The organism is Pedobacter borealis DSM 19626 (genome assembly GCF_000708285.2).
Lineage (GTDB): Bacteria > Bacteroidota > Bacteroidia > Sphingobacteriales > Sphingobacteriaceae > Pedobacter > Pedobacter borealis.
Genome location: NZ_JAUG01000001.1, coordinates 187,488 through 202,646 on the forward strand (window position 1 = coordinate 187,488; position 15,159 = coordinate 202,646).

Below are 15,159 nucleotides of genomic sequence, written 5' to 3' on the forward strand. Positions count from 1 at the left end.
ATACCGTAATTAAATAAAAACAGATGCCTAATCGGTACTGAACCCTTACAATCCCTAACGCAAAACCCACCGTTTTAGGATAGACCTCGCAGGTTTTTAAAACCTGCGAGGTCTACGAAGGCTTACCCCAAGGCTATATGATAAATCTTTTTATTGTACCCTGGATTTGCGCCAGGCTGAGAGGCTACAAATGCCCCAACTTTGCAGGCGTTATCTAATGTGGTCTCCATAGGATAACCTTGTAGATAACAGGCAATAAATGTGGCTAAAAAGGCATCGCCGGCACCAACTGTATCGGCCACTTGTACTTTGTAACCAGCATGTTTAAACAACTTGCCATCTTTTAACACACAGGCGCCTTTATCACCAAGTGTGAGACAGATGATTTCAATGTTAAACTGACTGGAAAGTTGCTTTAAAAGTTGCTCATCGGTATTGCCAGTTAAAGCAAACGCTTCTTTCACCCATAAAATTTCATCTTCATTTATTTTTAGGATATCCGCTTTTGCCAAAAGCGTTCCAATTAATTCTTTTGTATAAAAAGGAGCACGGAGATTGATGTCAAAGATTTTAATCTTTGCATTTTCTAAGAGCGTAAGGATAGTTTTTTTAGATCCTTCCGCTCTACAGGTTAAGCTGCAATATACCAATGCATCTGCCTGTTTTACGGCGGCTATGTTTTTATCGTTGATTTTGATGTCATCCCATGCTACAGGTTGTTTAATCGTATAAGTGGCCTGATGGTTTTCATCCAACCGCACCGCAACCGTACTGGTTGGTAACTCGGTGTTTACCTGAATCAAATCAGTTGCAAAATGACTGCTGGCTAGAAAATCGAATAGCTCTTTTCCATTTTCATCATCACCAATTGCGCTAATAAAACTGCTATCTATACTTTGTTTATGCAAATTAAGCGCAACGTTCATGCTCGAGCCGCCAGCTTTTTTACCCTCTGGGAAAACATCCCAGAGTATTTCGCCAATTGTGATTACTTTATTTTGCATAGGAGATTTATAGATATGTAAATAAAGAATTTTTACGCATGGAACAAAATAATTTGTTTCTTATCTTTAATTTTTACCTCAACTTAAATAACCATGAAAAGAATACTTGTAATTGCATTGTTTTTAACTTCTTTTAGCGCTTTTGCTCAAAATGCAAATGATAAACAGGCCATACTTAATTTACTCGAAAAGCAACGCACAGATTGGAACAAAGGCGATGTTGAAGCCTTTATGCAGGGGTATGAAAAATCGGATAGTTTACTTTTTGTAGGTAAAAACGGACCAACTTATGGCTGGCAGAAAACATTGGATAATTATAAGAAGGGCTATCCGGATAAATCGGCAATGGGTTTTTTGGTGTTTGGAATTAAAAAGGTCGATTTTTTAAAGCCTGATTTGGCTTTTGTATTGGGCAGCTGGAATGTTAAACGCGAAAAGGATGAACTTAAAGGATATTTTACCTTGTTAATTAAAAAAATTAAGGGCGAATGGAAAGTAGTTGCCGATCATAGTAGCTAAGGATGGAAGGTTTTGATCAAATCGTCATTCTCAACTTGATTGGGAATCGTAATGCAATAAGCTTATAGAATTGTCATCCTGAGCTTGTCGAAGGACCTGCCATAACCCGTATAAGGCGTTTCGACAAGCTCAACGTGACAAATTCTAATGAAACTAGGTTTATTACAGCCTCTAGAATAAATTTAATGGCGATAAAATCGCCTTTCTCATTCATCCCCGTTACAAACGGGGACGATGATTAATTTGTATTTTATTTATTCCCCCAACTTAAAATCCTTATAATAATAATCCTTGTCTGCATCTGTTAACTGGCGGATTACCCTACATGGATTTCCTGCGGCAAAAACATGATCAGGAATATCCCTGGTTACAATACTGCCTGATCCGATGACCACATTGGATCCGATTTTTACCCCTGGATTAATCACTACATTTCCACCGATCCAAACACTGTTGCCAATGGTCACTTCCTGTGCCCATTCATATTCCTGATCGCGTAAATGTGCATGAATAGGATGGCCAGCGGTATAAATAGCCACATTTGGTGCAATAAAAACGCTATTGCCAATGCGTACCTTGGCACAATCTAAAATAACAAGGTTAAAATTTGCGTAAAAATTATCACCAATTTCAATATTGTAGCCATAATCGCATCTAAATGGAGGTTCTACGTAAAACATCCGTTCTGTTTTTCCGAATAACCTTTTTAATAACTCTTTCCGTTGTTTGATAAATTTTGGCGCTAGGTTATTAAACTCGAAAACAATTTCACGCGCTTTTAATCTTTCTTTTGATAGTTCTTCGCCGCCAGCCTGATAAGCTTTGCCGGCCAGCATTTTTTCTTTTTCGCTAAGGATATTGTTTTCCATCTTTGGTACCTGATTTCTAATTCTCGGTGTTTAAACGCAATTATAACAAAAAACGGGGCTATCGTAACCGATGCCCCGTTGTATTTTACTTTTTCAGTACTTTTCTATGGTCTGCCTTTGGCTAAAGCCCTTTCGGCGATTTTAACTGCTTTTTTTTCTCTCCAGTGGGCGTATTTTTCTTTAAAAGTCATTTTGATTAAACTGTCTATCGCACCGTGGGTAAATAAACTCCAAACGCTGGCTACTTTGCGCGTAATTGATTGATCCCAAGCTCTTAAGCTTAAAGAGAACGACCCATCCAGGTATTTCATCCAGTGCCACATTCCGGTTGGCATAAATAAAGTATCGCCATGCTCCAAGAAAACTTCATAACCTTCTACACCGTTAAGTGCCGGAAATTTTTCGAAATCAGGGTTGGCCACATCATAATCTTCCAAAGCATAAGTTGCATTTGGCAGGCAATACAGTCTGTCTTTCCATTTGTTGTCGAAAAGAACGATGTGCTTTCTACCGCCAAAATGCGTGTGGAAAATATGCGGTAAATCGATATCGTAATGTAAAAAGGTTACCGAGTTAGAGCCGCCAAAAAACATAGCAGGCATACTTTCGATAAAACCACCCATTAAATCTTTAGGGATTTTTACATCATTTATTAAGCTAGGTACTTTTTTAAACAGGTTAAAAAAGAATATACGCAGTTCAGTTGGCTCCCGTTTGATCAGGTCAAGGTAATCGCCAAATTTCATATGCGCTGTAGCTGCATTGATCGGTTTAGATGGATCGGCTTTAGAGTTATCGTAAAGTGGAACTTCGAGTTCGCCACCAATTTCCTTTAAATATTCAGTCGTCCATTTTTCTCTGGCAGGCCAGTCTTTAGTTAGGCCCCTGATTACTAACGGACGTTTAGTTTTCAGATAATTTTTCTTAAAATCTTCGGGAGTGATGCTCTCAACGATATCAACAGGTTTTAAAATGAAACTCATGCGCTTAAAATCGGTTATTTGTGCCGAACAACAAATGTGTAAATTTTATTTTACAAAATTGATGTTAACAGGTAAATGTGACTAAAATCACGTAATCTAAAATTAGTAAATACTTAACAATTTAATAATTACGCCTCAACTTTATTTTTAACAATTTCGGCATAGGCAGCGTCCCACAGATCGATCCTTTTTTGTAGTGCCTGTTTTGTGGTTTCCTCTGCCTCAGCCCAAAAAGCCTCATCTTTTTCACAAAGTTTCTCTGTCATAGAGAGCGCCAAATGGCTATGGTGATCGCCATCTACTTCGATATGGCGCTCCAGGTAATATTTAAAAATCGAAACTTTATCAGCCCGGGTACTGTTCAGGTCATTTACCATGCTAAAAAACATGTTTGGAATTAAATCCTCGCGACCAAAGGTAAAACTTGCGGCCTGTAAATGTGTTTTTCCACTGTTTATGGTTTCAAAAGTCGCATTTACAAAATCCTTTGCCGCTGCGGGAACATCCGCTTTTGTGAAAGCTTCATTAAAACTTTTCCCGTTTTTTAGTTCCTGTAAAAAGATATTGATGGGTTTGGTATTGGCGCCGCATTGATCCATGGCATCTAAGTACAGCTCGAAGTGACTTTTAATGGCTCCATTGGCATCTACATCCGATTCTTCACCGGCCACAATTTCATTGATCAATTGCCGGGTAACAGGATCGCCTACCGGGAACCATGGCAAAGTAGTACAGGTTAAATTAATTTGTAGGGCCTTAAGCAACGACATAAAATCCCAGACGGCGAAAATGTGGTGTTCCATAAAAACCTGAAGATCTTCTATTTCACTAATGGCCGAATAAACTTTGTGGTTAATAATTTCCTGCCTAAGTGGCGCTATTCTTTCCTGGATTTTTATAATGTTAGGATGCATATTGAGTTTTGTGTTTGGAGCTAGGCGTTTGGTGTCCAAACCTCATTATCCAACCGTTAGCTTTTGTTCTTATTTTGGTAAATTCTTTTCTAGTGCTCTACTTGCTCTTTTAATTGCAAGCTCTTCTTTCCACTGCATGTATTTTTCGCGGTAGTTTGCTTTCATAAAGTCGTCAACTTTACGCTGTAAAGTTAAGTGTAAAACAAAGTTGTAAGAACAGTAACCTTTGTAAAAACTAAAACTTTATAAACAGCTGACAATTAAATAAAAAACGTCCTCACTATTAATGAAGAACGTTTTGTCATAATCACAGAGGACGTAATATATGTTTTTAATAAGGATATCTTTCGGTGTCTTTTCAGTATTTGCGATAAAAAAATAACCATAGTTTTTTAATGATCGTCATCTCGACTGTAACGCAGCGAAATGGAGAGATCTTTGTACCAAGTTATTGAATCAGATTTAAAAGATTTCTCCTCCAAAGGAGTTCCTTTGGAACACTGCGGTCGAAATGACGATACTTCGAGACTATTTCACCTGCTTTATCCATATGTCATTTATATTGATTTTATACAATAATTAACCCTCAGAATGAGCGCCAAAAGGATGCCACTTTAATCGGGTCTATTTAAAGGATCTACCTAACTACAGGTCTTTATAAACTTCGCTGGTCACGCTTACCGCCAACCTCAAAACGCTTCTCTAATTAACCTTCGCCGTTCTTACCTTTTTAGAAAAAAGCTTAGGGAAAAAGCGTTTCAATAATACTGCTCTGGTTTCTTTTCCGCCAATATAAACCTCTTCTTTTTTGTTGCTTACAGCCACTACAATTTGTTTGGCACATTCGGCAGGTGTCATGGCATTTTCGTGTGCATCACCCATTTTATTTAAGGGCTTACCATCTGCGGTAAGCGCATTATAGGTTACATTTGTTTTGATAAAACCTGGACAGATTATGGTAATATCGATGTTTTTATCGTAAACTTCCGATCGGAGCGAATCGAAATAGCCATGTAGCGCATGTTTTGATGCCGCATAAGTAGAGCGGAATTTCGTGCCGAATTTCCCGACAAGGCTACTAATTACAACGATCTGTCCACCACCGTTAGCGATCATCAGAGGCAAAACTGCTTTGCTCAGTACAACTGTTCCCCAGAAATTGGTATCCATAATTTGTTGTTCTGTTTGCAGGTTGGTTTCGAGCGCTAAACTCCGCTGGCTTACACCACCGCTATTGATCAGTAAATCTATTTTTCCAAAAATACGGATGGCATCGGCAGCTTTGTTTTCGAGTGTAGCCGTTTCGCTTAAATCGAATGGTAAAACATGTATATTAAAAGAATTTTGGCAGTTTCCTTTTACACGGAATAGCTCATCGCGATTTCTTCCAGAGATGATCAGTTTATTGCCCGCTTTAAAATATTCATATACCAAGGCCTCACCAATACCTGATGATGCACCTGTAATCCATACAATTTTTGACATATATTTTAATTAATTATTGAATGACTGAGTTTTGAATGAGTGAATGTTGTTAACCGGCTAAATCAGCCATTCTCTAATTCAATCCTTCTCAATTCACTCATTCATTTACTACTATAAATAATTCCGAAGCAATATGATCAGCAAATAATTTTCCGTTTTGACTTAAACAAATCTTATCTCCGTCAATCAGTAGCCAATCTTTATCCCCGAAATTTTTAAGGTTGCGTTTTGTTTCCGCTAAAAAATCTTTCCCGAAATCGGTATTTATTTTTTGTAAATCAGTTCCCCACATCGTTCTTAACGAAGTCATGATGTACTCGTTAAATCTATCGTTTAAACTCAGTTCTTCAACAATTTCAGGAAGTTTGTTATGGCCTAACGTTTCCATATACAGGGCGTTATTGGCGGGGTTCATATAGCGGTTCTGGCCATTAAAGCCATGTGCCGATGGACCTATGCCAATGTAATCTACGCCTTTCCAATAATTGGTGTTGTGCACGGCATAATGGTTCGGTTTGGCAAAATTCGAAATTTCATAGTGTTCAAATCCGGCATCAATCAGTTTATCCATTAAAATTACAAACTGAGCAGCACTTTGATTATCGTTTACAGGAGTTTGTTTGTTGTTTTTAATGGCATGAGCTAAAGCCGTCCGGGGTTCTACCGTTAGGGCATAGGCCGAAATATGTGGAACCTCAAGCTCAATAGCTTTTTGTATATTACTTAACCATTTTTGATCGGTAAGCAAAGGATAACCATAAATTAAATCGAGGGTTAAGTTTTCAAAACCGGCATCCTGACTTCTTCTGATGCAATCTTCCGCTTCTTGGGCCTGGTGTGCCCGGTTCATCCAGATCAGATCTTCATCATAAAAAGATTGGATGCCCACACTAAAGCGGTTAGTGGGCAATTGTTTCAGTTCTTTTAATTTCTGAGCGGTTAAATCATCGGGATTGGTTTCGATGGTAATCTCGGCATTTGCATCGACCGAAAAAGTGTGGTTAATGGCATCAAAAATCTTTTGCAAAGCTGTCTGTGATAAAATGGAAGGTGTTCCGCCGCCAAAATAAATGCTTCCAACCTGTCCGCCAATCCGATCTTTTTTCATTTTGATCTCTTTGCAGATCGCATCAACCATTTCATCAGCATATTTTAAAGAAGTGCTGAAATGAAAATCGCAATAGTAACAAGCCTTTTTACAAAAAGGAATATGAATATAGATACCGGACATTGATACAAAGATAGCGAAGTTAATTTTTCTTTATTGTTATAAATAATAAGCAATTAGTTTATATAACGATTAATGGGAATCGATTAAGTAAAGTAATAGCTTTACTTTTGTGTTGATTAAGTAAAGCTATTACTTTACTATAAATGCTATGGGAAAGAAATCATTAATGTTACAACAACTAAATGGCAAGCTTTTAAGTTTTGCCATTTTAAGCAGGATTGCGATTCCGCCAAGTGGTTGGATTAAAGCCATTCGTAACACACTCGGTATGTCTATGCAGCAATTGGCCAATAAATTATCAGTAAGTAAACAAGCGGTTTTAGATATCGAAAAAAGAGAGGCAGACGGTTCGATAACTATAAAATCTCTAAGGGAATTAGGTAGAGTTTTAGATATGGAACTGGTTTATGGCTTTGTGCCTAAAGATGGATCATTGGAAGCCATGATTGAAAAAAAAGCCAATGAACTGGCTACGAAAATTGTACTTCGAACTTCAAACACAATGAAATTAGAAGATCAGGGTAATTCAAAAGAAAGGATCAAAAAAGCGATAATTGAAAGAACGGAAGAAATTAAAAATGAAATGCCTAAAATTTTATGGGATTAGATTTAATTTATATTGATGGACAAACCCCTTTGGATGAGGATGAAAAAGAGGGTTTGCTTATTTCTACCATTGCTACAAGAGAGGAACTTGATGAGTTTGAACAACAAAATATTGAGGAAGCCATAAAATGGTCCATCGGAAAAAAAATTAAATCTGATAAACTGTTTACTGAATCCTTTATTAAAAATGTACATAAACGTATGTATAAAGATGTTTGGCTTTGGACGGGGGCTTTTCGCAAAACAAACAAAAATATTGGGGTAGATAGATGGCAGGTTGCTATTGAATTAAAGAATTTGCTGGAGGATGCGGGGTTTTGGATTGAAAACAGTACCTATTCTCCTGATGAAATTGCTATACGTTTTAAACATCGTATAGTAAGTATTCATTGTTTTTCTAATGGGAACGGAAGGCATAGCCGCTTAATGGCTGATATGATTATTGAAATGATATTTGATAGACCAGTATTTACGTGGGGTGCCGGAAATCTTTCAAAAGAAAGTGAGAATAGAAAACAATATCTAAATGCGCTGAAATTGGCAGATTCAGGTAATTATGAAGCGCTTCTTCGGTTTGCCAGATCGTAGCAAGTACAGGGAGCGAGGTAACTTATCCTAAATCCATTTATTTTCTTTAGGTAAACCATGATTATTCGACTACTTTTGCATCCTTAAGTTTTGATTTACAGCATGCCGAAATTTATTTTCTTTTTGTTCGCGTTTATATGGTCTGCTAATTTTGTAGCAGCACAAGAAATTCCTGTTCAAACAGATAGCATAGCTGTAAATCAATATCAATATCAATATCGAAGATACCGGCCCGATTCGGCAACCCTTGCCAGACAGAAATTTTCGACCGATTCGCTTGTTCACCATACCTGGGTGCTTCCTGATAGTTTAATTAACAAGGGGGCTCTGTTTGATGCCATTGAAAAGGAATATCTTTTTCCTAAACTCGATCTACTGGCCTGGCAAAAGAAATACCAGCACTTAAAGAAAAAGGCAAATCCCTATCAACTAGGGACAAGAATCCCAAAAGGCAATGTTGGTTTGCTTGGATTTATTTTTGGCATGCTTATCATCTTTGCCATTCTAAAAAATGCTTTTTCGAAACAATTATCGGCAATCGTTCAATCGTTTTTCAGCAACAGGATTTTAAACAATATTAACAAGGAGGATAACCTGTTTAGTTCGTGGCCATTTTTGCTGCTTTTTGTGCAGTTTGGTTTCGTTTTCGGAATGTTCTTTTTTCTGGTAGCGCAGTGGAATGATATGTATCAGGCTAAAGATGGGTTTAAATTCTTTTTTAGTATATCGATCACTATAATTGTTTTTTATGCCCTCAAACTGGTTCTTTTACGCTTTTTGGGCTACCTGTTTAATGTGCAGAAACCGGTGGGCGAATACATCTCAATTTTGTACCTCAGTTACTTCAATGCATCCCTACTATTTATTCCTTTAGTAGTTGCTTTCGCCTTATCGCCACTTAAATACGGTGGGGTGTATATCGTGTTGGCATTCTTACTGTTAGGCATTATTTTTGCTTTTCAGCTATTGCGGGCAGGTATAACGATACTTTCTAATAATAAGTTTTCTAGAATGCATTTATTTTTGTACTTTTGCGCCCTCGAAATATGTCCTATCCTAATACTAATTAAAACGATAGGACTGTAGCAGGAAAAAGGAAAATGCAAGAAAAGAACGACTCTAGAATCCGCAAAGTAAAAAGTATTTTGGTTACTTTACCAAAACCTGAAACAGAAAAATCTCCTTACTACGATTTGGCCAAAAAACACAACTTAAAAGTTGATTTTAGGTCCTTTATTCATGTTGAAGGTGTGCCCGCAAGAGACTTTAGAAAGGATAAGATTAACCTGGCGGATTTTACGGCAGTAATTTTTACCAGCCGTAATGCAGCGGATCATTTTTTTAGAATTTGTGAAGAAATGCGTTATGAAGTGCCGGCAGAACTGAAATATTTTTGTCTGTCTGAGACTATTGCATTGTATCTGCAGAAGTATATCCAGTACAGGAAGCGTAAAATCTTTTTTGGTAAACAAACTGCAGCAGATTTAGCAGAGGTGCTAAAGAAGCATGCAAACGAGAAGTTTTTATATCCTTGCTCTGATATGGCTACCGAAGACACGATGAAGTTTTTGGAAAAAAGTGGGTATAATTTTACCCCTGCAGTTTTGTTTAGAACCGTAGTGAGCGATCTATCTGATTTAGCTGAAGTATTCTACGATGTTATTGCATTTTTTAGCCCATCAAGTATTCAGTCGTTGTTTAAAAATTTTCCTGATTTTAAACAGAATAATACCCGGATTGCTGCTTTTGGAACCAACACGAGTAAGGCTTGTACCGATATGGACCTGATAGTGGATATAGCTGCGCCAACCCCAGGCGTTCCATCAATGACGATGGCTATTGAGAATTACATCAAAATATCTAATAAATAATACGATAAATAATTTATTTTAAGTCAATACAATAAATGCGTAACTTTACTGTTAGTAAGAGAGTTACGCATATTATTAAACAAAATACAAGGTTGTTGGAAAATTGTTAATCTAACTTTAATTGCCTTTAAGTAATGATTTAACGTAAAATATTTGCTTTTGTTGATAATTTCAGTGATTTTTGATAAAATTGCTCCTAATCGTGCTGTGCACACTATAAAAAATATGAAGAAAATCTACCTTCTAGCTATTGTAGGTATAACTGTAATGCTAGCAAGCTGTGGTCATGGCGGCCAAGGCGAGCTGGTTGGTGCTTATAACAGGAAATTCAAAAACGATAGAATCCCACTAGGAATGGTTTATGTGCCGCCAGGGCATACCCCACTGGGAGGATCGGATGAAGATATTACTTTTTCTCAGAATGGGCCAAGTAAAATGGTTACCATTAGCGCGTTCTTTATGGATCAGACCGAGATTTCCAATGCAGAATACCGCCAGTTTACCAACTGGGTACGCGATTCGATTGCAATTGTGATGATGGGCAATCCTCAACAATTTATGGTTACACCCAAAGGAAATGCCGCAAATGCTGTTGGTGGAGATAAATACATTGACTGGAAAAAAGTTGGACCAAACGGTGCCAACATTTGGCGTAATAAAGGAAAAGGAGCAGCAGCTGCCCAAGTGAGTCAACTAGATGGGATGTATTACTCAGGTTTAGATGCACTTCCTGGAAAAAAAGAACTGGATGTTCGTAAATTCGAATATTCTTATGCCGAATTAAATATGGAGAAAGCTGCTTTAGGGCATAAAGACCCAAACAGCAAACGCCAGGATTATATCGATCGTTATAACGTTGCTATTTACCCTGATACCATGGTATGGAAAACAGATTATTCATACTCACAAAACGACCCAATGGTACGTGGTTACTACAACCACCCTTCTTACGATGATTATCCCGTAGTTGGTGTAAGCTGGGAGCAGGCAAAAGCATTCTCTCATTGGAGAACAAGATTGTACGATGGAGTTGCTACAGCAAGAAAATTGCCCGTAGGATCTAGATCAGACTATAGATTACCAGCCGAAACTGAATTTGAATACGCAGCAAGAGGCGGCAACACCAAAACAAAATATCCTTGGGGAGGTCCTTACATTAGAAACACAAAAGGATGTTTACAGGCTAACTTTAAACCAGGTCGTGGCGATTATTCAAGCGACGGTGGTATTTATACGGTAGGTGTTAGATCGTATTTCCCTAATGATTATGGTTTGTACAACATGGCAGGTAATGTTTCTGAATGGACATTAACTGCTTACAATAAAGGCGCAAGCCCATTATTGCACGATTTGAACCCGAATTTTACGTATGATGCAGGAGCAAATGATAGCAAATATAAAAAACGTAAAGTAGTAAAAGGCGGATCGTGGAAAGATACCGGCTACTTTTTACAAAATGCAGTTGCAACATACGAGTATCAGGACACACAAAGATCATACATTGGTTTCAGATGCGTTTCATCTTATCCTGGTACCGACTTAAGACATTAAACCAAACAAACTAAAAACTAAAGAAAAACATCAAAATTTTATGGCAGCAAAGAAACAACCAGGCTGGTTACACGTAGCGATTTCATGGGGAGCAAGTATTGTAATTATCGGAGCGTTATTTAAAATTCTACACATCGGTGGAATTGTAGGTAGCTATATGATCGGGCTTGGTCTTGGAATAGAGGCGATTTTATTCTTTTTAACAGGGTTTTTTCCACCAGAGCCAGAACCAGCTTGGGAAAGAGTATATCCTGAATTAAAACCAGATTTTAAAGGAGAATTACCAACTGCATCAGCAAGACCAGTTGCAGCAACCGCATCGAACACGGCGGCCTTAGATAAAATGTTATCAGATGCTAAAATCGGCCCTGAATTGATCGAAAGTTTAGGGGCAGGTTTGCGTACTTTTGGCGATAAAGTGGCAACGATTTCTAATGTTGCAGATGCATCTACCGCAACTAACGAATTTACTGGAAAAATTAAGACAGCTTCAGCTGGTTTCGATAACCTTAGCGCATCTTTTGATAAAGCCACGGCTAATTTGAAAGCAATGGGCGAGAGCACGGTAGATTCTCAGGCTTACCACGATCAGGTTAACAATTTGGCTAAAAATTTATCAGCTTTAAATGCGGTATATGAATTAGAATTACAAGATTCTAGTGCGCATCTAAAATCGATGAATAAATTCTATTCAAACTTATCGTTAACCATGCAGAACTTTAACGAATCGATGGAAGATTCGAAACAGTTTAAAGAAGAGGTGAATAAGTTGGCTAAAAACCTATCATCGCTTAATGCAATTTATGGCAATATGTTATCGGCTATGAACGGCCCACGTGTATAATTTGTTTAGTTTTTAATTTTTAAAGGAAAAGCTACATCAAACATGGCAGGCGGAAAAGAAACAACAAGGCAGCGGATGATCAATATCATGTATTTGGTATTGTTGGCTATGCTCGCCTTAAACGTATCAGATACCATTTTAGATGCATTCAAAAATATCAACGATAGTTTGGATACTTCTAAAAACAATGTAAATACAAGTATTAATCAGTTATTTTCTGCCTTCGAAAATTCGAAGTTGAAAGAAGAGCCAGCCCGTGCACAGCCAATTTACGATAAGGCAAAACAGGCACAGAAGGCGGCTGATGATTTGAATAATTATATTGAAAGCATTAAAAAAGAATTTACCCAGGCAGGTGATGGAATTGATCAGGAAACTGGCGACTTGGTAAATAGATCAAATCAGGATATTGCACAGCATATCATGATCAATCAAAAGAAAGCAGATGAGTTGAAAAAGAGGATTAATGCCACACGCGAAAAATTAATTTCTTTGTTAGACCCGGCTGATAGAGCGAATGTTTCATTCTCTCTAGAAGCTAAAGATCCTGTAAGAAAAAGAAAAGGAAATTGGCAGGAAACATATTTTGGTGAGGGAACGCCATTAACTGCTGCAATGACGATTTTAACCAAACTGCAAACAGATACAAAAAATGCTGAAGCAGAAATAGTTAAGAAATTGTTCGGAAATATGGATAAAGCACAGGTTAATCTGGATCAGTTTGCAGCAGTTGCAGTAGCACCTACTTCTTACGTAATCCAAGGTCAGCCGTATACTGCTGAGGTATTTTTAACAGCCAGCGATTCGAGATCAACTCCTGATATTACCGTTAATGGAAGTAAATTATCCGTTAAAGATGGTAAAGGAACTTATAGCGGTGGCACAAGTAGCGTTGGCCAGTTTACCTGGGTCGGTACTGTTCGTGTTCGCCAAACCGATGGTCAGGTAAAAGAATATAAAACTCAACCACAAACTTATCAGGTAGCGAAACCTTCAGCATCTGTTTCTTCAACCAAACTGAATGTAATTTATGCAGGTATTGCTAATCCATTTACGGTATCGGCGGCAGGTTTTCCATTAGAGAGTGTTCGTGCTTCCATTTCAGGAGGTTCAATGTCTGGTGGTAACGGAAACTATAATGTTAACGTTCCGGGAAGCATGGTTGGTCAGGAAGTATCCATTAATGTATCCGCAAATAACGCTGGTAAAACGGTTAGCTTAGGCTCACAAAAATTCAGGGTTAAAGCTATCCCTGCTCCGGTAGCTAAGGTTGGTGGCCGCGCAGGAGGTGATGTAGCTTCAGTACAGCTAAAAAGCGAAACTGAAATTGAAGCAGATCTGGATGATTTCCCTTTCGATGTTAAATTTAAAATACAACGTTATAAATTAACCATTATCAAACCTCGTTCTGATGCTGTTACCATTCCTGGTAGCGGTGGAAGTTTTGCAGGTGCGGTTAAGGGTGCAATAAACTCGATTACGCCTGGTACAAGGGTGTTTTTTGAAGATATTGTTTCTGTAGGGCCAGATGGTCGTCAAAGAATTTTGCCTTCATTAGCGTTTAGTGTAAAATAAGAAGAAGATGAAAAGGATTTTAAGTATTGCTATTTTAGTTTTGTTAACCTCGTTTGCTTTTGCACAAAAAAAGCCAACCAAGTTAGCGCCGAAGAAAGCTGCGCCAGTAGTTGCCGCACCTCCTGTGGCAGATACGGTGAAAGCCCCTGTTAAAACAGCTAAAAAGAAACTTAAGGTACCACCTAAAGATGGTTTTTATGCTCGTAAGGACATTGACAGTACTGAAATGGTTCCTTTGGCAGATGTGAGGGAAGAGGATGTTTTTTATGCAAAACGGATTTGGAGAGAAATTGATTTGCGTGATACGGTTAACTCAGCCTTAAAATCGCCTAAATCTCGATTAATTGATGTATTAATTGCGGCAATTAAAAAAGACGAATTAACAGCGTATTCACCAATTGATAGTGCGTTGAACGAAGATGATGCTTTTCTTAATCCAATGTCGGCAGATTCTGCTTCCAAATCGGCTTTAGGAACAGCAGAGGTTTCGAACAACAAAACCGGAACGGTTACTACTGTGGTTAATGATTTTAATCCGGAATTATTCTTGAAATTCAGAATTAAAGAAGACTGGATTTTCGATACCAAACGTTCTGTTTTCGAACCGCGTATTGTAGGTATTGCACCTCTAAAATACAACGAGGTTGCTAAACAATGGCAACCGGTATTTTGGGTAAACTATCCAGAGGCCAGAGAGATTTTAACGAAGAAACGTTTAATCAATACCAATAACGATGCTTCTTCATTAAGTTTTGATGATTTCTTTATCCGCCGCTTATTCAGTAGCTATATTGTAAAAGAGTCAAATCCTGGTGACATTAAGATCAGGGATATTATTACCGATCCTAGAGAAAGGTTGTACGAATCAGAAAGGATTAAGAAATCTGTTCTTGATTACGAACAAGGTCTTTGGGAATACTAGCCTTATTAAAAGGCTTCGATAAATCGGAGCCTTTTTTGTTAACGTCATATTGTCATTGCAAACAGAAGCGCTGGTAAGAAAGGTGAAGTGAGGCATCTTACTAACCTGAGTTCGATAATTATTAGCTGAAAATCATATCTTATACACGCCTAATCCAGCTTTATCGTCCTGCTGAATTTATTTCAGCATCTTTTTAG

Annotated in this window: 15 protein-coding genes; 9 read left to right on the forward strand and 6 right to left on the reverse strand. The window is 37.9% G+C overall.

What is annotated here, in order from left to right; all coding sequences use genetic code 11:
• Positions 1-122: 122 nt before the first annotated feature.
• Positions 123-1,004: a carbohydrate kinase family protein gene (locus AW17_RS00820; protein ID WP_029274176.1), complete on the reverse strand. Its 882-nt coding sequence runs from the start codon at positions 1,002-1,004 to the stop codon at positions 123-125.
• A 93-nt stretch (positions 1,005-1,097) separates the two neighbouring features.
• Here AW17_RS00820 and AW17_RS00825 point away from each other — a divergent pair, with 93 nt between their 5' ends.
• The gene (locus tag AW17_RS00825) at positions 1,098-1,523 is read left to right on the forward strand and encodes a YybH family protein (protein WP_029274177.1); all 426 of its coding nucleotides are present in this window, start codon (positions 1,098-1,100) and stop codon (positions 1,521-1,523) included.
• Positions 1,524-1,777: 254 nt separating this feature from the next.
• Here AW17_RS00825 and AW17_RS00830 read toward each other — a convergent pair whose 3' ends face one another.
• From AW17_RS00830 to hemW, 5 genes are all read right to left on the reverse strand, one after another.
• On the reverse strand, positions 1,778-2,392 hold the full coding sequence (locus AW17_RS00830) for a sugar O-acetyltransferase (RefSeq protein ID WP_029274178.1): 615 nt from the start codon (positions 2,390-2,392) through the stop codon (positions 1,778-1,780).
• A gap of 104 nt (positions 2,393-2,496) precedes the next feature.
• Positions 2,497-3,375 carry a cupin-like domain-containing protein gene (locus tag AW17_RS00835; RefSeq protein ID WP_029274179.1) on the reverse strand — a complete coding sequence of 293 codons (879 nt, stop codon included), beginning with the start codon at positions 3,373-3,375 and terminating at the stop codon, positions 2,497-2,499.
• A 128-nt stretch (positions 3,376-3,503) separates the two neighbouring features.
• A complete protein-coding gene (locus AW17_RS00840) occupies positions 3,504-4,289 on the reverse strand; it encodes a DUF3050 domain-containing protein (protein ID WP_029274180.1) in 786 nt (261 codons plus the stop codon).
• A 702-nt stretch (positions 4,290-4,991) separates the two neighbouring features.
• Positions 4,992-5,774 (reverse strand): SDR family oxidoreductase, encoded by a 783-nt coding sequence (locus AW17_RS00845; protein WP_029274181.1) that lies wholly within the window; start codon positions 5,772-5,774, stop codon positions 4,992-4,994.
• 97 nt (positions 5,775-5,871) lie between these two features.
• Positions 5,872-7,005, reverse strand: coding sequence for a radical SAM family heme chaperone HemW (gene hemW / locus AW17_RS00850; protein WP_029274182.1), 1,134 nt, complete (start codon positions 7,003-7,005; stop codon positions 5,872-5,874).
• 148 nt (positions 7,006-7,153) lie between these two features.
• Between hemW and AW17_RS00855 the strand changes: the two genes are divergently transcribed.
• The 8 genes from AW17_RS00855 (at position 7,154) to porN (ending at position 14,962) form a co-directional block, all read left to right on the forward strand.
• Positions 7,154-7,612 (forward strand): mobile mystery protein A, encoded by a 459-nt coding sequence (locus AW17_RS00855; RefSeq protein WP_029274183.1) that lies wholly within the window; start codon positions 7,154-7,156, stop codon positions 7,610-7,612.
• Positions 7,603-8,199: a mobile mystery protein B gene (locus tag AW17_RS00860; protein ID WP_029274184.1), complete on the forward strand. Its 597-nt coding sequence runs from the start codon at positions 7,603-7,605 to the stop codon at positions 8,197-8,199. The genes AW17_RS00855 and AW17_RS00860 overlap by 10 nt, the downstream gene beginning before the upstream one ends.
• A gap of 102 nt (positions 8,200-8,301) precedes the next feature.
• The gene (locus AW17_RS00865) at positions 8,302-9,285 is read left to right on the forward strand and encodes a DUF4271 domain-containing protein (protein WP_029274185.1); all 984 of its coding nucleotides are present in this window, start codon (positions 8,302-8,304) and stop codon (positions 9,283-9,285) included.
• A gap of 14 nt (positions 9,286-9,299) precedes the next feature.
• Entirely contained in the window at positions 9,300-10,070 is a 771-nt protein-coding gene (locus AW17_RS00870; protein ID WP_029274186.1) for a uroporphyrinogen-III synthase, read from the forward strand.
• Positions 10,071-10,295: 225 nt separating this feature from the next.
• Positions 10,296-11,621, forward strand: coding sequence for a T9SS ring complex lipoprotein PorK/GldK (gene porK, locus AW17_RS00875; protein WP_029274187.1), 1,326 nt, complete (start codon positions 10,296-10,298; stop codon positions 11,619-11,621).
• Positions 11,622-11,661: 40 nt separating this feature from the next.
• Complete coding sequence (porL, locus tag AW17_RS00880) at positions 11,662-12,465, forward strand: type IX secretion system motor protein PorL/GldL (protein WP_029274188.1); 804 nt, start codon at positions 11,662-11,664, stop codon at positions 12,463-12,465.
• A gap of 42 nt (positions 12,466-12,507) precedes the next feature.
• A complete protein-coding gene (porM, locus tag AW17_RS00885; protein WP_029274189.1) occupies positions 12,508-14,040 on the forward strand; it encodes a type IX secretion system motor protein PorM/GldM in 1,533 nt (510 codons plus the stop codon).
• A 7-nt stretch (positions 14,041-14,047) separates the two neighbouring features.
• Positions 14,048-14,962, forward strand: coding sequence for a type IX secretion system ring subunit PorN/GldN (gene porN, locus AW17_RS00890; RefSeq protein ID WP_029274190.1), 915 nt, complete (start codon positions 14,048-14,050; stop codon positions 14,960-14,962).
• Positions 14,963-15,159: the final 197 nt, after the last annotated feature.

Bases quoted from the DNA above. Each gene is read 5' to 3' on its own strand.
- AW17_RS00820 (WP_029274176.1), bottom strand. From the start codon at position 1,004: ATGCAAAATAAAGTAATCACAATTGGCGAAATACTCTGGGATGTTTTC.
- AW17_RS00825 (WP_029274177.1), top strand. From the start codon at position 1,098: ATGAAAAGAATACTTGTAATTGCATTGTTTTTAACTTCTTTTAGCGCT.
- AW17_RS00830 (WP_029274178.1), bottom strand. From the start codon at position 2,392: ATGGAAAACAATATCCTTAGCGAAAAAGAAAAAATGCTGGCCGGCAAA.
- AW17_RS00835 (WP_029274179.1), bottom strand. From the start codon at position 3,375: ATGAGTTTCATTTTAAAACCTGTTGATATCGTTGAGAGCATCACTCCC.
- AW17_RS00840 (WP_029274180.1), bottom strand. From the start codon at position 4,289: ATGCATCCTAACATTATAAAAATCCAGGAAAGAATAGCGCCACTTAGG.
- AW17_RS00845 (WP_029274181.1), bottom strand. From the start codon at position 5,774: ATGTCAAAAATTGTATGGATTACAGGTGCATCATCAGGTATTGGTGAG.
- hemW (WP_029274182.1), bottom strand. From the start codon at position 7,005: ATGTCCGGTATCTATATTCATATTCCTTTTTGTAAAAAGGCTTGTTAC.
- AW17_RS00855 (WP_029274183.1), top strand. From the start codon at position 7,154: ATGGGAAAGAAATCATTAATGTTACAACAACTAAATGGCAAGCTTTTA.
- AW17_RS00860 (WP_029274184.1), top strand. From the start codon at position 7,603: ATGGGATTAGATTTAATTTATATTGATGGACAAACCCCTTTGGATGAG.
- AW17_RS00865 (WP_029274185.1), top strand. From the start codon at position 8,302: ATGCCGAAATTTATTTTCTTTTTGTTCGCGTTTATATGGTCTGCTAAT.
- AW17_RS00870 (WP_029274186.1), top strand. From the start codon at position 9,300: ATGCAAGAAAAGAACGACTCTAGAATCCGCAAAGTAAAAAGTATTTTG.
- porK (WP_029274187.1), top strand. From the start codon at position 10,296: ATGAAGAAAATCTACCTTCTAGCTATTGTAGGTATAACTGTAATGCTA.
- porL (WP_029274188.1), top strand. From the start codon at position 11,662: ATGGCAGCAAAGAAACAACCAGGCTGGTTACACGTAGCGATTTCATGG.
- porM (WP_029274189.1), top strand. From the start codon at position 12,508: ATGGCAGGCGGAAAAGAAACAACAAGGCAGCGGATGATCAATATCATG.
- porN (WP_029274190.1), top strand. From the start codon at position 14,048: ATGAAAAGGATTTTAAGTATTGCTATTTTAGTTTTGTTAACCTCGTTT.